The following is a 22,411-nucleotide window of genomic DNA, read 5'->3' on the forward strand; positions in this document are numbered from 1 at the left end:
ATGTTCCCGCATCTGATGCGGCATCTGCGCATCCGCCGGGCCGGGCGTGGTCGGGCCCGCACCCGGCCCGATCGGGTTCGCGGCGATAAGGCCTACTCCTCGCGAGCGATCCGCGGGCATCTGCGCGCCCGCGGCATCGTCGCGGTGATACCGGAGCCTGCTGATCAGGCCGGGCACCGCAAACGCCGCGGTTCCTGCGGCGGTCGTCCACCTGCTTTCGATGCGTTGGACTACCGCGGTCGCAATGTTGTCGAGCGGCGGTTCAACCTGCTCAAGCAGTGGCGGGGTTTGGCTACTCGTTATGACAAGTTGGCCATCGTCTACCGATCAGCGGTGGTCCTGCATGCCGTGGCCACCTGGACCAAAGCATTGTCAGACACTCCCTAGGTGCCACCCCGCGGGAGCCTGATCTGGCCTCACGTCGCCAATCCGCACGCCGGTCTGGTCGCAGCGAAATTGCGGCCCGACCGAGTCGACGCGAATGACGACTCCCCTGTATGGGACGTTGATCATGTGCGTGCCGGAGATCGCGATGCCGACGTGCGTGATCGTGCGTCGACTGCTGCCGAAGAACACCAGATCACCCGGACGCAGCGGCATGCCCGATGGGAGCTGCGGGCCTGCGTCGAGCTGCGTTTGAGCAGTCCGCGGAAGGGCGACCCGGCACTCCAGGGGAACGACGTTGTCCGGCATCACTCGACACCGTCCGACACATCAAGATCGCCACTCTTAACCAGCGGGTTCGGCGTTCGAGTCCCTGATGGCGCACCCACTGAATCGAAGCCACCTGCGGGATCTCGTCAATCACGAGGATCCTGCCGGTGGGCTTTGGTCTGTGGTGGGACCTCCGTCTCGGATGACCGTGCCCTCAGCGCCGCACCAGTTCGCCTGGAGCACGTCCGCGGCGAAGCCACCGAATCCTTGGTCGGGATCCACGAACGCGGATACCGTTCTCGGTACGGCCTCAGGTCGGCGGCGCCCCGCCCGTCCTGACCGGTACTCCGGATGAGAACGGCAGGTCGATCGTGGCAGACGAGCAGGGGAAGATCAGGCGGGCCCTGACGAGGCTCATCAACGACGACAACCTCGATCTCTACCTGCTGGGCTTCGTCGCGCTGGCCTTCACCGTCCTCGGCGCGACCGGCATCTCCGACGTGAAGACGCTGTCGTCGGTGGTCCTGGCGCTGTTGGCGCTGCTGGCCTTCTCACAGATACGATCGCGACGTCTCGTCGAGCAGATCAGGAGATCGCACCAAGCCGATCCGACCGCGCTGTTCAAGGCCAGGTTTCCGGCCGATCTCATTCCCCGCCGCGCCGGTGCGTTCGACATCCTGCTCGTCGGCCATTCGATGACCAGGACCGTCCAGGGCATGCGCAGCGACATGCTGGCCATGCTGGAAGCCGGCGGCCGCATCCGGGTGCTGGTGCTGGATCCGACCGATGAGGTCCTGATCGCCACGGCCGATCGCCGGATCTCGCAGTCGATCGGCAGTGGCCGCCTACGCCAGCGGATCATGACGACTCTCGACGACCTGACGACGTTGCGCACGAGGACCACCGGGCGACTGGAAGTCCGGGTCTCATCACGGATCTCGTCCGCGGGATTCAATTGCCTCGACGTTTCCGGGCCACGGGGAATCGTGTGCGTGCAGCACTACGAATATCGCCCGGCCGGCGAGGCCGCTCCGGTGTTCGTCCTGGAGCCGAAAGACGCTCCCTGGTACCAGCATTTCGCGGCCGAGGCGGAACGCCTGTGGGAAGCCGGAACCCCGTGGCCGCTCTCGCCCGACCAGCAACTCGCCCGTACCCGCCGCCCGATCTTCAGCGAGACCTTCGGTCCCGAGCTGGAACAAGCGATCGACGACGCTTCCGATCTCCTCGTCACCGGCATGGCGCGCAATACCTTCGTCAACAACCACTACGCCAAACTCGAGAAAATCCTCAAGGCCGGCAAAGCCATCAGGTTCCTGCTCATCGACCCCGAATCGACAGCGATCGACGCCGCCGCGGCTCGTTACTACGCTGAGCGGTCACCCGCCAGCGCCCGGGAACGGGTGCGGCACACACTGCGGCTCTTGGCCGAACTGAAGACCGCAACCGACGGCGATCTGGACATCCGCCTGGTGTCGCACCCGCTGGCGGTCGGCATCATCGCCACGGACAGCCGCCCGGAGCACCTCGGCCCCCGGTCCGCGGTCTTCGCCGAGTACTACACGTACCAGGCAGCAGGAGAACCGAAGTTCGTGCTGCAGCCCGGGAACTCACCCGGGTACCGGACCTTCCTCGACGAAGCCGAAGCGCTGTGGAACGACGGCGTGCCCCATCCCGTGGTAAACAGGCCCCCGGGCCGCTGACAACGGGACAATTCTGCGCCTCCACGTCGCGCGAACGACATACTCGCCAAAAGATCGCCCGATTGACTATTGACCCCTGGTGTGTAACGGGGTTGGTCCGTTCCGCGACACCGAGGCATGGCTGCCGAGGATGCCCCCGGGACGCAGGACGTTCGTGTGATCAGCGTGTACGCCACCCGGTGGCGGCGGGATTGGCAACGTGGGGACGATGGCCGGGGACATCTGGATCTCGGTCGCCTGGAGGAGTTCTACAACCTGTTCCAGGAGCAGTTGCCCCGGGTGCTGACCCGGGTGGTGCACGAGCCCGACCAGGTGGCGTTTCCGCCGTTGGCGCGGGAAACGCAGGCCACCTCCCAGATGGCCGACCTGCCGGTGACCAGAGCGGAATTGTGGCTTTTCGCCCTTCCCTCCGACCAGGTCGTTGCCGCGCTCGACCTCGACTTCCGGGGTCCCGCTCTGGGTGTCGACGCGACTCGGACGATCAACGTGCTCGAGCACGGCGCGTACGGGAGCGTCTCGATCGCCGGCACCTCCATCGAGGAGCTCATCGCGGACCTGGCCAGGAGCGCTGACGCCGAAGAAATCGACACCAGCACTTTGCTTCCCCCGGAACGGCATCAGATCGTTTTCACCGAAGGGATCGGCGACGTGGTGACGCCCGGCGGGCCAGCGGACCGCGGAGACACCGTCCGGGAAGCGATCGCCCTGGTTCTGTACCGGTCGGACCCGCCGTTTCGGGAGGAGTTCATGCCGGTCCGCTTCCCGACCGGCCTCAACACCGAGCCGGCGATCGGCGCCGTGACCCCGTACGTCAGCCTGCTGTCGGGGCATCCGGAGTACGTCGAGAACAGCGTGTTCCTCACCGTGGTCCAGGCGGTGGGCACGTCGGCGCGCTTTCGGCAGATCTGGCACCGGGCCCACGGCCGGGTGCAGGACTTCCGGGCCATCCAGGCCAAGGACGTCGGCGTGGAAACCAGGGACACCATGGAGTTCCTCGCCGATGAGCTGGGCAACCTGGAGTTGGAACTCAGTTTCAGCGTCGAGGCCTCCGCCGACCTCGGCCTGCTGATCCCGCTGCTGCGGATCGAAAGCTTCCACAAGGATCTCTACGCGGCGATGGAGCTGCGCGAGCGGGCCGAGACCGTGAGCCGGATGTTCACCCGGCTGGACGCCAGCATCCGATCGGAGCTCACCGCGATCGAGATCCGCGAGCGACATGCGGACGAGGAACGCCGGCTGCGCAGGAACGCCGCTGCGAGCGTGCTGAGTTTCATCGCCGTGCCGCTCGGCTTCCTGCTGGCGTTCTTCGGGATCAGCGGCAAGGAGGTTCACGTCGAATGGTCGATCTTCGACCTGGGCCACTACCTGGTCGTCTACCTCGCCGCAGCCGTGCTGGCCATCACCCCGCTGGCCGCATTCGTCTTCCTCAACGGCCGCGCCTGGTTGAAGAACCGCATCGTGAAGCGCACCCGCGATCGCCGGGTAGCCAGAGAGCTTGTTTCTCGGTAGGCGCGCGATCCACTCAACCGCTGAGGGTGGTTGCGCGCCGCGCTGCTCCTGCCCGGTAGCGCCCCCGCCTAGCGCGATGGCAACCAGCCTCCACAGAGGACCACGAACACCCTCGCGCCGGTCGCCGACGCGCTCGGCAAGGACCAGGTCGTCACGCTGCGGTTCAACAGGTACAGACCGGCCGCACCGGGCTCGTTCCGCGACCACCCGAAGCACTCGATTTCCGAGGAACCGGCGTCCTCGTGTTGTCACTCTTCTGTCCATTGAACGACCTTGGTCCGGACGGCGCAAAGAGATATGTTGCCCTCGGACGGCGAAGGACTGCCGTCCGTACCATTGGAGACGCCTTGGAATCTGAGGAACTCTCGACGCGAGCCGTCGGTCTGGTGGCCGAATACCTGGCCAATGCGGTGGCCAGAATTCCCGGCAGCCCACAAGAGCGGCTGTATCTGTTGCTTGCCGAACACATGCATCGGTCTCCCGACGGGTTCGCGATCTTCGGGGAACTGGAAAGCGCACCCGGCGCTGCGGGAAAACGGCGCGTCGCCGCGGCGAAGCTCATCGAGTTGGTCGACCAGGATCGTCGGTTCGCCGCCGAGCTGAGGCGCGCGGTTCGCGAGATCCTGCCTTCGGCGGCGGATCCCCTGGTGCACAACACCATCGGGGGAAACAACACCGGAGCGGCGGTGCAAGCCGCCTCGATCACCGGTTCCACGATCGGCCACGGTATCGACCAAAGTCACCACGTCAACCGGAGTCGTCGGACGCGCGTCAGTTTCGGCGGGATCGTGCTGATCATCGTTCTGGCGCTGGGCCTGGGCGCGACCGCGGTCGTCGTGGCGGTCACCGTGATCAGCAAGGACCTCGGCGCAGCCGGGAACCCGGGGCCGGGCACCGGATCGGGATCCGGGCCGATACCCGGCGAAGGGGTGGCGCCGCCCAGTGGCGATCCGGCGGCAGGCAACGGCTGCGGCCGCGCCGAGCGACCGGTGCTGTCGCTGTCCCCTGACCGGGGTCCGGCCAGCACGAAGATCACCGTCAGCGGGGTCGGTTTCATCCCGAGCGGGCACGTCAACATCGAGTTCCACGCGAGTCAGATGGGCGAGGCGACCACCGACTGCCACGGCGTGTTCAGCGTGACCCTTCCCATTCCGCAGAAGAACTTCTACCGGCATTTCGCCGGCCAGAGTTTCGACGTCCACGCCACCGAGTGGACGTCCGGCGGGCAGTACCAGGGCAACGGTGACTTCAACGGCGCACAGTTCTACTTGACCGGCTAGGTTTTGCTGCTGAGGTCGCCGAGGACGACACCGTCAAGCAGGCGGTAGAACTCCTCGGCGTCGATGCGATGCGAACGCTCGACCCTTGCCGTTGAGCCGCGGTGTGGCGGGCCTGACGTAGACATCCCCGATGCCTTGGTCGAGCAGGTGCCAGTGAAATGCGGACTGGCACTCCGCGCCGTTGTCGGTCTGGATCTTCTCGACCTGGAACGGAAGTCGGGACAGCACGTAGTCGAGGAACTGGACCGCGGTCTTCTGATCAGAGCGGGGATAGATCCGCAAGATCCGCAGGCTGGTGCAGTCGTCGATCGCGGTGTACTGGTAGTACCGCTTTTTCCGGCCGGCGTCGGCGGTGACCGGCTCGACGAACTTGACGTCGATCTGCAGCTGGTAGCCGGGGCGCTGCGAACTGCCGGTCCGAACCGCCGCCGCTGCGGTGTTCACGGGCGGGTACCGGGACATCACGTTCAGCGCGCAACCGGGCGTGACCGCCCTCGTGGGCGGGCTGGCCCTGTTGGCCGGCCGGCCCGCCGGCGCTCCGGCCGTCATCCCGGTCTCCGCGGTCATCGCCGCACTCGTGGCCTTCGCGTGCGTCGGCTGGCGGGCTCAGCACCGCCGCTGACTGCGGATTTCGAAGCAGGCGTAACAACTCCCGTGACCGGCGCGACATTGGTCGTCGATGCCGCCTCGGGAAGGGTTCGATGGGATGATGTGGTTCGGCCGCAAGACCCGGTCGCGGCTGCCCGCCGACATGGTCCGCCGCCTCGGGATGCTGGGCCGGTTCGAGTTCGACGCCCGGGGTTCGGGTGTCGACGCGGGTGAGATCTTCCCGACCTGCATCCAGCCCTTCATCGCGTTCGCCGAACAGGACCTGGACGGGTTCGTCGCCGAGCTTCGGGCCAGTGTCGCCGGGGACGGCAGCGGGTTCGCCACCTACGGTGCGTCCTGCCTCGTCGTCGAGCTGGCCGGGACGGACGTCCGCACGCCGGACGCCCTCGCCCTGCTGGACGCCGCGATCGAGGTCAAGCGGGCCCGGCACCTGCCGCAGGCCATGCTGAAGGGCTACGAACTGTTCCGGTGGAACGAAGTCCACGGAATCGGGACCTGGCCCGGCGGCTCCGCTCAGCCACCGGAGTAGGCGAAGGCGGCCCAGTAAAACGGGTGCGCGAACGGATGAGGTTCCGGGAGGTCGGCGTTCGCCGGCCACAGGTCCGGTGCGAATGCCGCCAGTTCCTCGGCGGTCGCGCCGCGGAGCCATCGCTGCGCCCTCGTCAGCGCGATGGCGGGGTGCACTCCCCCGCGGCGCCACTCGTGGTGGAACCGCACCATCAGATGGGCAGTGGCGAGGTCGCTCACCGGCCACGACGCCGCGATCACGCCGGCGAACCCCAGTTGCAGCAACGCTGACGGCAAGCCGATCGTTTCGTTGGGCAGGTCCTGCCCGATCAGGTGCATGTCGCACGCCGAGACGATGGCCAGTCTCCGCGGCGCGAACGGGAACCGGTCGCGCAGTTCACCGATCGTGACCTGCCGATCGGCGAACGCGAGCCGGCTCCGCAGGATCGCGTGCGGTTCGGCGTGCCCGTGGCACGCGATGTGCCAGACGTCGTGGTCGCGGGCCGCGGGGGCGAACCGCGCCCAGGTGGCGCCGGATTGCCGGGTGCACTGCTGGGGCCAAAGCTCCGCCACGGCGGCCACCTCTTCAGCCGCATGCGGCAGCAACGCCAGTTCCGGAGCCTCGGGGACGTCGGCGGCGAGGAGCTTCGCCGGTTTGCCCGCCATCGCGGCGTGGCGGGTGCCGCACCAACGCAAGGTTCGCGCGTTCGGCGCGTACCTGAGCGGTGACACCGGGATGGAGTGCGGCGGCGTCGCGTGCAGGGGCAGCAGGGTCATCACGCCGACGGGTACCAGGGTGACGATCGAACCGTGCGCGTAGAAGGCGAGCAGCTCGCGCAACCCGGACGCCCACAGCCATTCGAGGTCTTGCCGGAGACGCTTGGCGTGCCTTCGGAAGTTCCCGGACCGGTCGTCGAGCCGGTTCTCGATCACACCCCGGGCCAGGTTGGGCAGCCACACGCACTGCGGGTCGTGGTGAGCCGCGATGACCAGCGCGTAGCCGCTCGCCCGGGCCGCCGCGACGTACACGACCGCGCCGTCGCCGGTGGCGGCGGTGATATCGGCGTACTCGACCGTGGGCTGGGCCGGGTCGGCTCCGATGACGTCGGCGATTTCCCGGGTGACGGCGCGGAAGAGCGTCCATGTGCGGTGGCTGTCCCCTGCTTGCCCACGCTCGCGGGAATCCAGCTCGGCGAGGACCTGCCGGTAACGGCGGAGGAGGTCATCACGACCGGCCTCCTGCAGTGCCTTGGCCACTGCCGGGTCGTCGCGTTCGATCAGCGTGCTGAGGGCCACCGCGCGCCCGGTCTCCAGGGCCACGGCGGCGTCACGGAATCGGCCGGCCAGCGCCAGCCAGTACCCCGCCTCTTCGGTGTGCTCCCGGAGCGCCCCGAGGATCCGCGTCTTCGCTTCCGCGAGGTACCGGATCCGCACGGCCTCGGGGATGAGGGACACCAGGTGGTGGTAAGCCTCCGCGGCGGGTTCGACCTCCTGGGTAACGAGCGCCCAGCGGACCCACGCCGTCGCCAGGCGCATCCGGGCGGCGACCGGTGCCTGCCGGCTTCTCCGCACCGCCGTTCGCCAGGCGTGCGACCGGCTGCCGAGGTCACCTCGCCCGGTCAGAACCGCCAACGCGGACTCGGCCTCCTGCACGACCGGATCGGCGGCCGCGCCGACGTGTCCGCACAACGCACGGGCTTCCCGGAGCAGCGGAACGGCTTCGGCCGCCGGGGTGTCCTGGTGCAACGCCTTCTCCACGAGCAGCCGAGCGAGCGGAAGGTCGGCCGGGGTCCGCTCCGCCCGGGCCGCCAACCGGCCGTTGCGGCAATCCGCGATCCCGGCGTCCAGCCGGGTGGGATCGAGCTGCACCAGTGTCCAGCCACGCAAGGCGTGGAGGTGCGACAAGATCTCGAGACGGGCGCGGCCGGGCGCGGTCAACGCGGCCGAGGCCTCGGTGTGGGCCTCCTCGAAACGGCCCACCATGAGGTGAGCCCTGGCCTTCAGCAGACGTGCGAGCGGCGAGGCGCCCGCCAGACGGTCGGCCGCGGCGAACAGCGGCCCGGGATCGTCGTGGGTTTCGGCCACCGTGAGGGTGGCATCGGCCAGCACGCTCGCCGCCCGGTCCGCATCGCGCGTGCTGCCGCCCGCGGTGACCAGCGCCGCCATGTCGTCGAGCGCCGCAACCAGGTTCTCCGGTCGCACCCCGCTTTTCGCGGCGGCGATGGAATCGGTCGCGACCCGCAGCCGGGCGCGGACCTCGGGCGGTGCTTCCCGATCGATCCCGGCTTCGGTGACCACCGGCGGCGGCACCCACTCGGGCGCCGCAGGACGACTCGCACCGTGCATCGCGGCCCGGAGCCGCATCGCTTCCAGATAACGGTTTTCCAGGTCCACGGTCAGGTAGTCCGAACTGCGCAGCAGGCCGCCGATCTCCGTCATCGCGTCGGTGACGTCGACCTCGCCGGGATGGCCCACCGAGCGTGAGTCACCGAGGAAGATGAGGCAGGTGTGGAAGAACAGCCGCGCGTCGCCTCGTTCCCGGCTGTGCTCCATGTCCTCCTTGGACAAATCCCGGACGTCTTCGAAGAAGGCAAGCACCTCTTCCGCGGCCGCCGTCAGTTCGCCGGCCGCGACGGCCAGCCAGACCAGCTGAAATCGTGTCGAAGCCAGGCTCCAGCCGGCCCCTTCGGCCCGCATCTTGGCCGCCGTGGCACGCAGATCCGCCCGTACCGCCTCGGCACTGGGCAAATCTCCCCTGCGCAAGGCCGACTCGTAACGCCAGGCGATCAGTTCCAGAGTCGCGAGCTCGCGCACGTAGCCGGTTGCGGAGCCTGCCAAGTGGCGCAGCTCGTACCCGCGGGATTCGTGCTCCCAGGGTTCGGCGAAGACCGGGTCGGCCGGACGGCGACAGTTCGGGCATTCGAAAGGCCACCGGCGCGGCACCTCGTCCCCGCTCTGATGACAGTCGTCAGTGTGACAACGCCACCCGACGACGCGCGCTTCGATTGGAGCTTGGTAACCGAATGACGTCCGCAGTGGCTTTCTTGCCCACATCAGACACCTCGGCCAAGGGAATTCACTTCAGGCATTCGCACTTCCTCGAGGAGTCGAAGCGGTGCGGTCGATAGTAGCCCGATGGTTGCCGTTCGGTGCCCGTAAATGCGCTGTTCGGGTGAAGCTGCACGCCGGTTTCTCACGGTCGTAACAACGATCGGACGCCGTCGACTCTAGCGGGCACAACGCTCGCCTGAGTTCACCAGTCCGTCACCGGAAGGGGCAATATGGGAACGGCTTTCGCCTTCGGTTACCTCATCGGAATGCTCGTGTCGGTCGGCGTCGGCCGATCCCGCGCCGGAATCAGTCAGCGAGGACGGTTGTCGCTGTTCACGATATTCGGCAGCCTGCCGTGGTTCATGACGCAGATGGCCTCGATGCTGGCCTGGCCGGCGTTCCTGTGCCTGTGGCTGGCCCGAGGACGCCCCGACAGCCCGTGGCGAGCCGTGACCACGGTCGATGGCAGCGTGCTGGTCCGCCGCCGGGGCAATCAGTAGGAAGTCACCTGGAACCACCTCGGCGCCCGGGGCGGCCGAGCCCGCACGAACTGCCACAAAGCGGAAGAACAAGTCGCAGGCTGTGCCCACCCTGCAAAAGCAACACCACCGGGGATCACGACCGAAAAATCTTGGTGGAGTTACCCCGTCGCCACGCTGCAAACGACACTCATCCTTGCCGGACAAGGTAACCACGGCAACCCCCTGCACCTGACCGGCGACATCCGCCTGCGGCTGAAACGCGGCGGCAGCACCGTCCGGCGTCAGAAAGGTGATCGTCGGCCACCCGGTTCGCGCGAACGCGTAACGAGGGCACCGGCGCGGACGACCTCCTGGCATGTCCTCCAGGTGTGCAGCTCCACGCCCCTCGTGCGCCCGGGTCTCGCGATGACCGGGTTTTCGGTCGATCCCACGGCGGTGGGACGGCTGGCCGCAGCGGTGCGCGAAATCCACGGTGAACTCGAATCGGTCGCCGAAGCGGAACCGCTCGATGCCGCGGAGACCGGACACCCCCGGCTGGCCGATGCGGTGCACGACTTCGTCGGCAAGTGGGGCGACGGCCGTCGTGAGCTGGGCGGGAAGTTCGGCGACTTCGGTGACCGGCTCGACCAGGCGGTCGGTGCGTACACCGGCACGGAAAGCGAAGTTGCGCAGACCCTTGGCGGACCACGGTGAACTTCGAGGCACTCGGGTGGGATCCGGCTCCGGGCGATCCCGCCCACGTGCGCAGCACGGCCAGGGGTTTCCTGGACATCGCCGAGCGCGCCGGCACCGCACGCGACGAACTCCGGGCGATCGAGCAGGGCGGTGACCGCGCTGCCTGGTCGGGAAAAGGGGCGCAGGCGTTCGGACGATCGGTCAACGAACTGTGCTCCGACCTGAGCCGGCTCGCCGAGTCCTACCGTGAGGCCGGCGACGCGCTGGTGACGTACGCGAACGAGCTCGAGGAGAACCAGCTCGACGCCCAGCAAGCCGAGCGCTCGGCCGAGGCCGCGGCCGCCGACGCCCTGCTGTTCAACAAGAAGCTCGCTGACGCCCAGCGGCGGTCGGCCGAGGCCGCCGGGCAGGCGGCCTCGGCACAGGCGCGGCTGGTCTTCACCCGCCAGCGGCTGGTGGTGAGCCAGCTCGCCGCAGACGCCGTCGGGACCGCCGACGCCCAGCACCGCATCCAGCAGGACGAACAGGTCGGCCGCCAGGCCACCGCGGCGAAGTCCCAGGCCGACAGCGAGGCCGGTTACGCCATGACGCAGTCGGGACTGGCCGCCGAGCGCCTGGACGCCGCGCGCCGCACCGCGAGCACCATCTTCGAGCTGCACAAGAACGCGGGCAACGTCGCCGCGGAAGCGATCGACCACGCGAGCGAGATCGCGCACAGCTACCACCGCAACGTGCTCGAGGTGGCGGTACACGGGTTCAAGGCCATCGCCACGTCGACGGAGTTCGACGAGTTCCTCATCGGCATGTCCGACTGGGGGCGGTACCTGACCGCCGCCGCCCCCTTCATCGGGATCCTCTGCCCGGAGGCGGCGGGGATCCTCTACGCGGCCGGACTCGGCATGGAAGCGATCGCGTTCGCCGGGCGCGGGCTCCAGACCCTCGCCGACCCCAGCAAGGCCCAGCAGTTGCTCGACGCCGGCGTGGTTCTCGGCACCGGGGCGCTGGGCGCCGTTGGCAAGGCGGGATTCGTCACGGCCGGCAAGTCCGGCACCCCGATCAGCTGGAGCCACGACGTGGCCGAAGCGCGCAAGGATCTCACCGTCTTCTTCGGCAAGCCCGGTCCGGCCGGGGTCGAACGGGCCCTGAGCGGGGCGTACGGCGCAGTCAACGCCGGCAAACAGATCGGCGACGTCCTCGAGGAGCGGGACGCGGTGCACGAAGACCTGACCGGGAAGTGGTACCGGCCGGAAACCGTCACCCCGCCGACGGAAGACGACGTCGTCGATCTCAAGTGGGAACTGCTCGGCCACACCTTCGACAAGGCGGGGAAATGACCGCGAACCCGACCACCAGCCGGATCGCCACCGGCGTCCGGTTGCGGCTGCCGGAATCCTGGCTGGAAATCGATCCGCGGGTGACCGACCTGAGCGGGGAGATCGTCCGCACTCTCACCGAGCACGGTGCCGGCACCGCCGGCACCGGGGCGGTGGCGCAGGCGCTCGTTCCCCTCGTCACCGAACTGCGCCGGCTGACCGCCCACACCGACGTTCTGCTGGCCGGTTTCCACACGGATTTCGCCGACGACGGCTCGGACGTCGTGCCGGTCTTCACCGCGAACGTGACGATCGCGCTCTCTCCGCCGATCCAGGATGGTGTGCACGCACGCGCCGAGATCGAGCGCGAGGCCTCCGCCGAGGGGCTCGAGAGCGGGGTACACGCCCTTTCCGGTGGCCCTGCCCTCACCACGTGGGGACGCGTGCAGCCCGCCCGCGGCGGCACCGAGGTCTTCGCCCGCCGGTTCCACGTCCCGGTTCCCGGCCTCGACCAGGTGGCCGTCCTCGCTTTCGCCACGCCCAATGTGGACTTCGCCGCCGAGTTCGATGAGTTGTTCCTGTCGATCGCGGACACGTTCCGGTTCGTCGGCTGAGGCGTCACCTCACCGGGTGACGGCCTCCGGCTCGGCGATCCGGCCGAGCGCCGCCTCACCGTGCGAGACGAAGTACCCGCACCCCACCGGCAGGTCGAACGCCGGGCGCGGGAACTCGATCCCGAGCACCTCGCCCCGCCCGGGCCGGAGCACGACGCCCACTTCGGCCGTCGTGAGCGCCTGCGCCAGACTGCGGCCGTACGTGGCGAGCCGATCGGCGCGGCACGTGGCCACGAGGGCCGGCAGTCCCGGGCGGCCGAACGGCAGCGGTTCCGGGGCACCCAGCCGGTCCGCGTCGTCCACGAACAAGGCGTCCAAACCCTGCGCCATGGCGGCGGGCACCGCCTCGTTGTCACCGACGAAGATTCCGGCGCGCTCGAGCGCGGCGTAGGCGGCACCCGGCCGGGCGGCGATCAGGGCGACGCGCAGGCCGTTCGCGGCAGCGCTCAGCGCCGTGGCGCACAACGCCGTCGTCCGACCGGAACGTTGAGGGCCCACGATCGCCACGACGTGGTCGGTGTCGAAGTTCGCCCAGCGTGCGGTCAGCTCGTCACCACCGACGCCGAGCAGAGCCGGCCGGCCGGCGGGTCGCCTGCCGTAGGCGGCCGCCCGTGACAACGGCAGGGCCGCCGGGATGCGGTCCACCCGTAGTGGCGTCCGCCTAGGCGCCGGCCAGCGCTTCGCGGCCCGGGCGACCTCTTCGGCGAGAGCCGTGCGCTGCGCCGTGCCGGACGGATTCCCGGTCAGCAGCGGAACCTGCACCACGGTCGAATCGTTCCGCAGCAGTGCCCGGCCGGGCGGGAGCTTCGTGACATCGGCGCGGTGGGGGAACCCCAGCGTCCCGAGGCAGTCGTTGTCGGCCCGGCGGAAGCTGAGGCGGTGCTCGAAGAGCCCGGCGAACCGGGCTCGCAGCTTCGTGCCGGTGCTCGTCACGCAAACAGTCAGCCCGACGGCCGAACCATCCTCGAGCAGCTGCTGGAGGAGGGGCGCCGAAGTTTCCCGCTCGTTGACGACGTCGACGCCGTCGACCAGCAGCACCAGGTGTGGCGGTGCGCCGGGATCGCGTTCGCGCAGTTCGTCGAGGGTCCCCACCCCGGCCGCGGACAGCGTCTCGCGCCGCGACCGGACCTCGTCTCCGAGCCGGGACAGCAACCGCTCGACACGCCAGGCGTCACCGGCGTCGGCGACCACGCCGCTGTGCGGAAGTTCCGCGAGTTCACCGAGCCCGTGACCGGCCGTGATCACGTGGACCTGCAGCGCATCGGGAGACGTGTCCGCGATCAGCCCGCAGGCGATCGCGCGCAACGCGCTCGTGCGGCCCGACTGGGGTGCGCCGATCAGCAGGAGGTGACCGCCACCGAGCCGGGGAGCGAAGGGAACCTGCCGCTGGTCCGCCGGAACGTCGCGGAGACCCAGGTTCAGTGCGAACGGGACGGGCAGGCACCGCTCCCGAGTGAGCAGCTCGGGGAGCGGGGGCAGCCACGGCTTGTGCGGCACCTCGATCGCGGCGGCCGCCGCGGCTTCCGCGACCGCGTCGATCAAATCGTCGAGCTCGGTGCGGTGTCCCGTCGCCTGCTGCCGGCTCGGTTCGGGCAGGTGGACGTCTCCTTCTTGCAAAGGAAACGCGCGCAGGGCGACCGTTTGCGCGCTGCCGCTCGGCGCACCGCTCCACGCGGTCTGCACCGTGCGCAGCTCGTCCGACTGCCGCAGCACCGCTCGTCCGCGCTGCCGCTTGGTGATTTCCCCCGCGAGCGGGCTGCCGAGGAGCATGTCGCTCACCGAACGGCTGACCCGCAGTGCGACCTTCAGTTCGGAGTTGTGCTTGATGTGCGATGTCACGTCGGCTTCGTCCTGGGTCGCCAGCAGGAGGTGCACGCCGAGGGAGCGACCGACCCGGGCGATCCCGACCAGGTCGTCGACCGCGGTCGGCAGGGACTGCTTGAGCTCGGCGAACTCGTCGACGACGACGACCAGCCGGGCCATCGGCTCCCGGCCTTCCCGATCGGCAAGACGGCCGTATGTTCCGAAATCCGACACACCGGCCTCGTCGAACATCCGCTGGCGGCGCAGCAGTTCGGCTTGCAGGGAGGCGAAGAACCTGCTGAGAGCACCGTCGAGATTCGTCACGGTCCCCACTGCGTGCGGCAGCCGCGCCAGGTTGTGGAACGTCGCGTTCCCCTTGAAGTCGACGAAGAGGAAGTTCAGCCGGGCGGGAGTGCTCGCGGCGGCGAGGGACGCGACGAGAGTGGTGACGAACTCGCTCTTGCCGGCGCCCGTAGTGCCGACGATCACGCCGTGGGGTCCGTCTTTCACGAGGTCGATCGTCGCCGTGCCGGAGAGGTCGGCCCCGATCGGCACATCGGTGCGCTCCGGGGCCGATTCCCACGCCTTGAGCACGGCCGCGGGATGGAACGCCGATACGATCTCACTCAACCGGACCACGTCCGGAATAGCCGCTGCCGCGCTCCCCGAGCCGACGACCCGCAGCGGTGCCAGCACCCGGGCCAGCCGCTCGGCTGCCGCGGCATCGACGCGGTCGGCGGTCACGGCACCCGGATCTCCCTGGGCGACACTCAGCCGATCACCGGAGGACGCCACGGTCAGCACCGCACCGCATTGCCTGGGCAGCAACGAGACGCTCTCGTCGACGCACAGGAATCGCAAGCCGATCGAGGGGCCCTGCTGGAGGAGGTTCGAGACGTCGTTGCGCCGCGCCAGCTTGCCCACCCCCATCAGCACCACCAGCACGTCCGCCGGGACCACACCCGGGCGCCGGCTCTCGAGCCGCGTCTGCAGGAGCTCGGTCAGCGGGTCCAGCGCGGCGTTCAGGCCTTCGGACGTCCAGGCGGCGTGGACCCCGCCTGCCAGGTCTTTGAGATGCGGCAGCCAGCGGGTCCACAACAGAATCCGCGACTCGGGTGAAAGGACCGCGATCCGGAGTTCGTCCGGGCCGTGCAACACTGCCGCCTGGACGAGCAACCAGTCGAGCACCCCCTGGGTGTCGGCGGCGGCGCCGGCAACGCCGATCGCGCCGCATGCGGCGAGTTCCGCGCCGACCGGTGCCGAGACGAGCCGGGGCAGCTGCCACTTCCCGGTGGACTCCGGACGCCGCAACCGGACGGACGCCGGCCGGGTGGATCGGCCGAGTGTGAACCGCAGCCAGTCGTCGTCACCCGCGCGTCGTTGCCAGAGCCCGGGATCGGCGGGATCCGCCCACCGGAGCACGACGGCCGGGTCCGGCCATTGCCGCCGCAGGTACGCGTCCTCGTCGTCGACCGCCGCATGCACCGCGACCTGCGCTTCGGCGAGCCTGCGCTCGTAGTCCCCGAAATTCTCGGCGTCGGCCTGCTTCGCGACACGGCGGGAGTTCCACCACATCCCCACCGCCATCACGGGCGACAGCAAGCCGAACACCAGGTACGAGGGCTGCCGCCAGACCACGGCCGACACCACGCTCAGCACCAGCGGCAGGCCGGCCATCAGCAGAAGCGGGCTGCGCTGCGGGACGTGCGACGACGGCGGGGTCGGGAAGTCGACCGTGGGGGCCTCGAACTTCGCGCGGGTGCGCGGCGCGCGGTTGACCAGGAGGCCACCTTGCCCGTCGGGGCTGGGCGCCACTCCCGCGGTGGCGAAATCGACGGCGAGCCGAGTTCCGCCGATCTGGAACTGCTCCCCGTGCGGGAGATCCACCGATACGTCCGGGGTGAGCCGCGGACGCCCGGAGAATCGGCCTTCGTGACTCATCACCGTGCCGTTCTTCGAATCGCGGTCGGTGACGTGGAGGCGGCCGCCGTCCCACTGGACCTCGCAATGCAGCCGCGAAACATCCGTATCGGACAAGGCGAGGTGCACATCGCCGCTACGGCCGACTCGCAGTTTCCGGCCCCGCTCGAGGAGAAGCGTCCGGCCTGCGTCGGGGCCGGACAGGACACGCAGTGCGGGCCCGCGTCGCGGCCCGCCGGACGGGCGCTCGTCCGCGGCGGAGAAATCGAGGATGACACCGTCGCGCAAGGGAGAAGCGTTGACCGGTACGCCCGGGTCGATCCGGACGCCGTCCACGGAGGCCGGTCCGGTGGCGCCGATCACGGCGCGCACCGCATCGAGCACCTCCCCCGCCGAGTTCTCCGATACGCATTCGAAACCGAAATCGCGTAACACCCCACTGCGGGGATCACGGACTGACAACCGGATGCGCACTTTTTCTCCCACTTGTTCCGCGGCTCTCCCGGAACTATCGCGGGCGGCCTGTCCGGCGCTACGCTTTCACCGTGGGTTTCGAACAAAGCAACGACGATGTTCCGCGGATACCCGGCCTGTTCCGGTTGACGCCGATCGCTCGTGGTGGCTTCGCCACCGTTTACCGCGCGATTCAGGAAGACTTTGGCCGCGAGGTCGCGGTGAAAGTCTTCCACTCCGCGCTGCTCGACCGTCGTTCGCGCGATTCGTTCAAAGCGGAGTGCAAGGCGATCGGCAAGCTCCCCACCTACCTGGACGTCGTGACCGTGTTCCAGAGCGGCGTGGTCCCCGGCAGCGACGGACGGCCGTTCCTCGTCATGGAGCTGTGCCACGAATCGCTGGCCGACCGGATCGCCCGCGGACCTCTCCGGCCCGGCGAAGCGGCGGCGATCGGCGCCCGCACGGCCACGACGCTGCAGGCCGTGCACGACGCCGGCCGGGTGCACGGAGACGTCACCCCCTCGAACATCCTTTTCCGCGCCACCGGTGAAGCGGTGCTCAGCGACTTCGGGCTCACCCTCCACGCGGACGCCGGCAGCGCCCGAGCCGATTACGCGACGTGGGAGCACGCGGGCCCCGAGGTCTACCAGGGCCGCTCGACCTTCCTGTCGGACGTCTACGGTCTCGGGTCCACGCTCTACACCGCGCTCACCGGGCACCCGCCCGTCCCCCGCGAAACCGGTGAGCCCCTGCGGGACTACAAGCTCCGCGCGGTCATGACGGCGGCGCCGAGGCTGCCGGAAACAGTGGCCGGGCCGGGGTTCTCGGCCGTACTGGCCAAGGCCCTCGCGCCTGACCCGGACGCACGCCACGTCAGCGCGAACGACTTCGCAGCCGAGCTGGCCGCGCTCGCCGCACCGGCGCGGGCACGGGAGTGGGTACCCGACACCGCGGGCGAGAGCCCGGCGTCGACCGGCTTGCGGCCGGGTGACCCGGTTCTCGCAGCCGGTGCACCGCCGGGTGCCGAGACCACCGCGCGGCCCGGCATCCCGGTGGGGGAACCACCCAAGCGGATGTCGGCGTCCACCCGTTGGCTCATCGCCGGTGCGGCTGCTCTGGCCGTCGTGGCCGGCGCCGGTGTCACCGTGCTGCTCACCCGGAGTGCGCCGGCACCGGTGGGCGCACCGGTGCCGAGTACCTCGGCGGAAGCCCCTCCGTCGGCCGGGGCGACGCCCGCGCCGGTGTTGGCGCCACCGGAAGATCTCGGGGCGCAGGTCCGGCTTTCCTGGACCGGCGGCGCGGGCTGGGATTACGCGGTCGTGATCGCCGAGGACGGAGCCTCCGCGCCGACCATCAAGCTCGCCGAGCGCCGGACGTCCTTCACCGTGGACGTCGCGCCGGGCAAGCGGTACTGCTTCCAGATCCAGGCCACTTGGGACAGCGGGAGCCGGACGGCGGCCAGCGAAAGCCTGGGGATCCGCCAGGCGCAGTGTGTGCACCCGGGCAGCTGACCGGCCGAAGCCGGAGGGGGCCGCGCCCCCCTCCGGCTGATCAGGCTCGTACCGGCCGCAGACTCCGAAGGGCCAGCACCGACGCCAATCGCTGCCCCGAGGTGCCACTGCTCGCAGCGCGCACGGCGTCGGACGCCGACCACGCGTGGCGCGCCATCTCCGGAGTGGCGTCGCGGCCCGACCACAAGGCCGCATCGAGGAGCTGGGAAAGCCGGCGGAGCCCGTGGCGGACCTCCGGCGGGTGATCGAGGGCGACTGCGGCGGCGAGGTCACGCGGCGTCATGCCCGGAACCACCGTGACACCGCGGTCGCGCAACCGGTCGCGGGCATCGAGCCACGCTCCGACCACCGCCTCCGCCGGTGTGCCGCGACGCCGACGGTGACGCCGCACGGTCTTCACCGCGACGGGCGCCAGCGCGGCGAGCACGAGCAACCCGAACGGGACCGAAACGGCCCACACCCACAACGGCGTCCCTGTTGCCGGGAGTGGCTGGGGCACGTCCGGCGCTTGCCGCGGCGGGGTGTCCGGCTGAGGAGGAAGGTTCTTGCGCGCCTCGTCAGTCGCCTGTGCCACGCTGCTCTGCTGTTTCCCGGCGTCCGCGCCCGCCGTCCCGGTGGGGTCGAGGGGTACCCAGCCGACGCCGCGGACCGCGATCTCCGGCCACGCCAAGACGTCGCCGTTGTGCACCACGACCGCCGCGCCGGGAGCGGCCGGGGGAGGCCGGAAACCGACCGCCACCCGGACGGGCAGCCCCGCGGCCCGCGCCAGGACGGCATAGGCCGTGGCGAACTGCTCGCTCGTGCCGCGTTTGCTGGAACCGAGGAAGAAGCCCAGCTGCGCGTAGCCGTGCCCGGTCGGGATGTCCTCCCCCGACGCCACCTTGTAGTTCGTGCGGAACCACTGCTCCAGGACGAACGCGGTGCGCAGCGACGGCCCGAGCCCGCCGGTCGCCTCGCGCACGAACGGCGCGATCTCCTTCGGCAGCTGTCCCGCAGCTTCGAGCCCGCCCGCGGAACCATCCACATCGGACGAAGTCAACGCCTTCGCGTCGACCGACGGCGGTCGCCAGAACAGCCGGTAGGCCAGGCCGTCCGTGGCCTGCGTCGACAGCAAGGTGCCGGTGGCGGCGTCCACCAGCGGACTGGTCCCCTCGACGTGGTCGGTGCGGGCGACCGTCGGCAACCAGGCACCCGGCGCCGACGCGAGGGTCACGAATGCGTCGGCCATCGGGCCGCGAGCCGCCACGCCGTCCGGAACGGCCAGCGCGCTGCCCAACGGGCGGAACCGCGCGCTGCTCGTCCAGTTCACCCCGTCGAAGCGGTCGAGCACGGAAACGGTCCAGCGGTCCACGGGTGCCGAAACCCGGGCTCGGAAGGCTTCCGCTCCCGGCGTCGCCAGGCGGGAGCCGATCTCGTCGAGCGGGTTGGCCAGCACCGAGGTGACAGCCGGTGGCTGGTGGTGGGCGGGCAACGAGTACGCGGGCCTGCTCAGCGGCGTCCACAGGGTGAAGGCGAGGCAGCCCGTCACGACCGCGACGACCAGCACCGCGGCAGGGATCGCGTAACCGGTCACCGAGCTCCCCAGCGGTTCCGGGCGGCCCCCGCCGGACGCGGTCGTGTCGCGCCCTTCTGACGTCCTCGCCGCGGCGAGGACGATGACCGCCGCAACCGTGTAGGCGGCACCGAAGCCGATCGCGTCCGCGCCCTCGGCCACGGCAAACGCCTGGGACAGCCCGACCAGCACCAGGCTCGGGAGCAAAGCCACCAGCGGACTGCGGTCGCGGCGGAGGCATTCGACACCGAGTACGCCGGACAACAGGACGAGCACGGGCACGAACAGCAGCAGTTGCGGCTCGGGCCGGGCGGGCCAGGTGCTCTCCAGGGTGCGCAGCCAGCCGTGCAGCAGCCCGTCGCCCAACGCGCGGACGGTCGCCGCCGTGGGCACGGGCCCGTCGAGTGTCGGACGGAGCGCGGTGGCGACCAGGGCGAGCACACCGGACAGCAACGCCAACGGCGGCCGCAGGAAGGCCGGTCCGCGGACCGTGGCCAAGTCCGCGACCACCACCGCCACGCACACCGCGGCCACCGGCGGCAGCAACACCGGCAGGGTGAACACCGGTTGGAACAGCAGGCCGCCGACACCCGCGGCGAGGGCGACCGCGGCGCACGCCGCGAACCGGATCACGCCGCCACCGCCCGGTTCCACGCCGCCGCCGCCACGACGGCGTCACGTTCCTTGATGACCGTCACCCCGGGCAGCACCGGTGCCGTGCCTGCCGCACCGAAGTCGAACAAAGTCATCTCCCGGGCACGTCGGCGCAAGGCACCGACGAAAGCGGTTTCGAACCCGCCGCCGAGCAAGACCAGGCTGGTGCCGTGGTCGCACCGGGAAACCAGGACTTCCGGGTTCAGCGCCTCGCCGCCCTGTTCGACCGCACAAAGGGCATCCTGCAGAACGCGGCTGCCCGGCAGACCACCACCGGGGTGGAGGTCGAGGCCGGTGGTGGTGAGCAGCCGGGTCTGGGTGCCGGCCGCAGCGGACGCGTGCGTGAGCGAAGCCGCGATCTCCACGGCCGCCTCGAAGCCGTCCTCGTCGACGGCGTCCATGCGGTCGTCGAGGAGGACCGTGAACCGGGGTTGGGCCGGGTCGACGTACTCGCGGACCATCATCCGGCCGGTCTTGGCCGTGGCCCGCCAGTGCACGTGCCGGAGCTCGTCACCGAGGACGTACTCGCGCACCGCGCGCAGGTCGGTCGACCCGGCCATGGGCCGTGGCGCGATGACGCCCTCGTGGTGGTGACGCGGGTGCGCACCGAGGCTGACGCCGACGCGGTGGCGCCGCGGGTGCACGAGCAGCGTCGACGTGCTGCCGCCTCGGGCCTCCGCCACGACCAGACCGAGCAGGTCGGCACGCCGCACGGTCAGCGGTCCCACGGTGAGCACACCGCGGCGCTGCGTGGGCAGCCGGTAGGAGCGCTCCTTCGAGGCACCGGGGGCGAGCGGCGGCACCGCCAGCCGGGCTTCCTCGGTGGGCGGATCGATGGCGGTGAAACCGCTGCTCCGTCGTTTCGAGCGGTTCGTCAGGGTGAGCGTGGCCGCCGCGGCGTCGCCCCGTTCGACCCGGTCGGGCACGAGTTCGCGGTGCACGTCGATGCTCACCCTGCGCACGCAGCTCAGCACCGCCACGACGACGACAGCGACCGCCGCGCCGGCGACGAGCCGCAAGAGGGGAAAACCGAGCACCAGCCCCGCGACGAGGCAGAGGACGGCGGCGCTGAGCAGGCCACCACCCCGTCGGGTGAGCCGGAGGCCCTGGGCAGCGGGAACGGACGGCACGGTTCAGCCCCGCACCGTCGCCGAGCCACCCGGCGCGGGGACCGCGCGCAGTACCTCGTCGAGCACGTCGGCGGCCTTGCGGCCGTTGAGTTCCGCTTCCGGGGTGAGCACGAGCCGGTGTTCGAGCACCGCCGACGCCACGGCCTTGACGTCGTCCGGGGTCGTGTAGGCGCGGTTGTCGGTGGCGGCCCACGCCCGGGCCGCCCGGACGAGTGCGACGCTGCCACGCGGGCTGGCGCCGAACCGCACCATCGGGTGCTGCCTGGTCGCCTCGGCGAGGCTGACCGCGTACGAGCAGACCGCCGGGTGTGCCTGTATCTGCCGCACCGAAGCGATCACCCCGGAAAGGGCTTCCCGGGTGAGAACCGGTCCCAGCTGGGCGGGCGACGAACCCGCCATGTCACCGAGCACGACCTGGACCTCGGCATCATGGGCGGGGTAGCCGACGGTCAGGCGCACCAGGAACCGGTCGAGCTGCGCCTCCGGCAGCCGGTAGGTGCCTTCGAGCTCGATCGGGTTCTGCGTTGCCAACACGAGGAACGGCCGCGGCACCGCGTGGCGCTGCCCGTCCACGGTCACCGCCGCCTCGGCCATCACCTCCAGGAGGGCCGACTGCGTCTTGGGCGTGCCGCGGTTGATCTCGTCGGCCAGCACGATGTTCGCGAAGATCGCGCCCGGGTGGAACTCCAGCCGTTCGCTGCTCTGGTGGTAGATGGACGCGCCGGTGATGTCGCCGGGCAGCAGGTCCGGTGTGAACTGGATCCGGTTCAGCGTGCCATCGACGCTGGCCGCCAGGCAGCGGGCCAGCGTCGTCTTGCCGAGGCCGGGCACGTCCTCCAGCAGCACGTGGCCCTCGGCGAACATGGCGACGACGGCCATCCGGACGACGTCGGGCTTGCCCTGCATGACGCGTTGCACGTTGGCGGAGATCAGGCCGAAGGCGTCGCCCGGGGTCAGCTGGGGATTCATGGGTTTCTCCTCGTTCACGAAAGCC

At 70.1% G+C, this 22,411-nt stretch carries 17 protein-coding genes; 10 read left to right on the plus strand and 7 right to left on the minus strand.

Translation table 11 applies throughout. From position 1 onward, the window contains the following. Positions 1-387: transposase (locus tag ABZX11_RS24785; protein ID WP_354916818.1), on the plus strand; the 387-nt coding region annotated here is incomplete at its 5' end. Here ABZX11_RS24785 and ABZX11_RS24790 read toward each other — a convergent pair. After that, positions 373-693 (minus strand): NlpC/P60 family protein, encoded by a 321-nt coding sequence (locus ABZX11_RS24790; RefSeq protein WP_354916821.1) that lies wholly within the window; start codon positions 691-693, stop codon positions 373-375. The two genes, ABZX11_RS24785 and ABZX11_RS24790, sit on opposite strands and share 15 nt — an antisense overlap. A gap of 332 nt (positions 694-1,025) precedes the next feature. Between ABZX11_RS24790 and ABZX11_RS24795 the strand changes: the two genes are divergently transcribed. The 3 genes from ABZX11_RS24795 (at position 1,026) to ABZX11_RS24805 (ending at position 5,143) form a co-directional block, all read left to right on the plus strand. Continuing rightward, on the plus strand, positions 1,026-2,354 hold the full coding sequence (locus ABZX11_RS24795; protein WP_354916824.1) for a DUF5919 domain-containing protein: 1,329 nt from the start codon (positions 1,026-1,028) through the stop codon (positions 2,352-2,354). Between the two features lie 156 nt (positions 2,355-2,510). After that, complete coding sequence (locus ABZX11_RS24800) at positions 2,511-3,863, plus strand: hypothetical protein (RefSeq protein ID WP_354916827.1); 1,353 nt, start codon at positions 2,511-2,513, stop codon at positions 3,861-3,863. 347 nt (positions 3,864-4,210) lie between these two features. Further along, positions 4,211-5,143 carry a hypothetical protein gene (locus ABZX11_RS24805; protein WP_354916830.1) on the plus strand — a complete coding sequence of 311 codons (933 nt, stop codon included), beginning with the start codon at positions 4,211-4,213 and terminating at the stop codon, positions 5,141-5,143. A 33-nt stretch (positions 5,144-5,176) separates the two neighbouring features. On the opposite strand, the gene ABZX11_RS24810 is transcribed toward ABZX11_RS24805, so the two are convergent. Then, positions 5,177-5,710 (minus strand): DDE-type integrase/transposase/recombinase, encoded by a 534-nt coding sequence (locus ABZX11_RS24810; RefSeq protein WP_354916833.1) that lies wholly within the window; start codon positions 5,708-5,710, stop codon positions 5,177-5,179. A gap of 139 nt (positions 5,711-5,849) precedes the next feature. On the opposite strand from ABZX11_RS24810, the gene ABZX11_RS24815 reads away from it, so the two are divergent. Next, positions 5,850-6,281, plus strand: a complete 432-nt coding sequence (locus tag ABZX11_RS24815) for a hypothetical protein (RefSeq protein WP_354916836.1) — start codon at positions 5,850-5,852, stop codon at positions 6,279-6,281. Here the strand turns inward: ABZX11_RS24815 and ABZX11_RS24820 are convergent. Further along, the gene (locus tag ABZX11_RS24820) at positions 6,266-9,097 is read right to left on the minus strand and encodes a CHAT domain-containing protein (RefSeq protein ID WP_354916839.1); all 2,832 of its coding nucleotides are present in this window, start codon (positions 9,095-9,097) and stop codon (positions 6,266-6,268) included. The genes ABZX11_RS24815 and ABZX11_RS24820 overlap by 16 nt on opposite strands. Before the next feature lie 443 nt (positions 9,098-9,540). Here ABZX11_RS24820 and ABZX11_RS24825 point away from each other — a divergent pair, with 443 nt between their 5' ends. The 4 genes from ABZX11_RS24825 (at position 9,541) to ABZX11_RS24840 (ending at position 12,394) form a co-directional block, all read left to right on the plus strand. Next, a complete protein-coding gene (locus ABZX11_RS24825; RefSeq protein WP_354916842.1) occupies positions 9,541-9,810 on the plus strand; it encodes a hypothetical protein in 270 nt (89 codons plus the stop codon). 387 nt (positions 9,811-10,197) lie between these two features. Continuing rightward, a complete protein-coding gene (locus ABZX11_RS24830; RefSeq protein ID WP_354916845.1) occupies positions 10,198-10,485 on the plus strand; it encodes a hypothetical protein in 288 nt (95 codons plus the stop codon). Then, a complete protein-coding gene (locus tag ABZX11_RS24835; protein WP_354916848.1) occupies positions 10,482-11,801 on the plus strand; it encodes a WXG100 family type VII secretion target in 1,320 nt (439 codons plus the stop codon). The genes ABZX11_RS24830 and ABZX11_RS24835 overlap by 4 nt, the downstream gene beginning before the upstream one ends. Continuing rightward, a complete protein-coding gene (locus ABZX11_RS24840) occupies positions 11,798-12,394 on the plus strand; it encodes a hypothetical protein (protein WP_354916851.1) in 597 nt (198 codons plus the stop codon). The genes ABZX11_RS24835 and ABZX11_RS24840 overlap by 4 nt, the downstream gene beginning before the upstream one ends. Positions 12,395-12,403: 9 nt before the next feature. Here ABZX11_RS24840 and ABZX11_RS24845 read toward each other — a convergent pair whose 3' ends face one another. Continuing rightward, entirely contained in the window at positions 12,404-16,489 is a 4,086-nt protein-coding gene (locus ABZX11_RS24845) for an FtsK/SpoIIIE domain-containing protein (protein ID WP_354916854.1), read from the minus strand. 173 nt (positions 16,490-16,662) lie between these two features. Here ABZX11_RS24845 and ABZX11_RS24850 point away from each other — a divergent pair, with 173 nt between their 5' ends. Continuing rightward, complete coding sequence (locus ABZX11_RS24850; protein ID WP_354916857.1) at positions 16,663-18,081, plus strand: protein kinase; 1,419 nt, start codon at positions 16,663-16,665, stop codon at positions 18,079-18,081. A gap of 40 nt (positions 18,082-18,121) precedes the next feature. Here the strand turns inward: ABZX11_RS24850 and ABZX11_RS24855 are convergent, their stop codons facing one another. Genes ABZX11_RS24855 through ABZX11_RS24865 form a run of 3 tightly spaced genes read right to left on the minus strand, consistent with a single transcriptional unit; the run spans position 18,122 to position 22,386 of the window. Then, positions 18,122-20,266 carry a transglutaminase domain-containing protein gene (locus tag ABZX11_RS24855; RefSeq protein WP_354916860.1) on the minus strand — a complete coding sequence of 715 codons (2,145 nt, stop codon included), beginning with the start codon at positions 20,264-20,266 and terminating at the stop codon, positions 18,122-18,124. Next, entirely contained in the window at positions 20,263-21,417 is a 1,155-nt protein-coding gene (locus ABZX11_RS24860) for a DUF58 domain-containing protein (RefSeq protein ID WP_354916863.1), read from the minus strand. The genes ABZX11_RS24855 and ABZX11_RS24860 overlap by 4 nt, the downstream gene beginning before the upstream one ends. 3 nt (positions 21,418-21,420) lie before the next feature. Continuing rightward, positions 21,421-22,386 (minus strand): MoxR family ATPase, encoded by a 966-nt coding sequence (locus ABZX11_RS24865; RefSeq protein ID WP_354916866.1) that lies wholly within the window; start codon positions 22,384-22,386, stop codon positions 21,421-21,423. Positions 22,387-22,411: the final 25 nt, after the last annotated feature.

The sequence above is a fragment of the Amycolatopsis sp. NPDC004169 genome (assembly GCF_040610315.1).
In the GTDB taxonomy this organism is placed as follows: domain Bacteria; phylum Actinomycetota; class Actinomycetes; order Mycobacteriales; family Pseudonocardiaceae; genus Amycolatopsis.

Bases quoted from the DNA above. Each gene is read 5' to 3' on its own strand.
- ABZX11_RS24815 (WP_354916836.1), top strand. From the start codon at position 5,850: ATGATGTGGTTCGGCCGCAAGACCCGGTCGCGGCTGCCCGCCGACATG.
- ABZX11_RS24790 (WP_354916821.1), bottom strand. From the start codon at position 693: ATGCCGGACAACGTCGTTCCCCTGGAGTGCCGGGTCGCCCTTCCGCGG.
- ABZX11_RS24840 (WP_354916851.1), top strand. From the start codon at position 11,798: ATGACCGCGAACCCGACCACCAGCCGGATCGCCACCGGCGTCCGGTTG.
- ABZX11_RS24810 (WP_354916833.1), bottom strand. From the start codon at position 5,710: ATGACCGCGGAGACCGGGATGACGGCCGGAGCGCCGGCGGGCCGGCCG.
- ABZX11_RS24830 (WP_354916845.1), top strand. From the start codon at position 10,198: ATGACCGGGTTTTCGGTCGATCCCACGGCGGTGGGACGGCTGGCCGCA.
- ABZX11_RS24825 (WP_354916842.1), top strand. From the start codon at position 9,541: ATGGGAACGGCTTTCGCCTTCGGTTACCTCATCGGAATGCTCGTGTCG.
- ABZX11_RS24865 (WP_354916866.1), bottom strand. From the start codon at position 22,386: ATGAATCCCCAGCTGACCCCGGGCGACGCCTTCGGCCTGATCTCCGCC.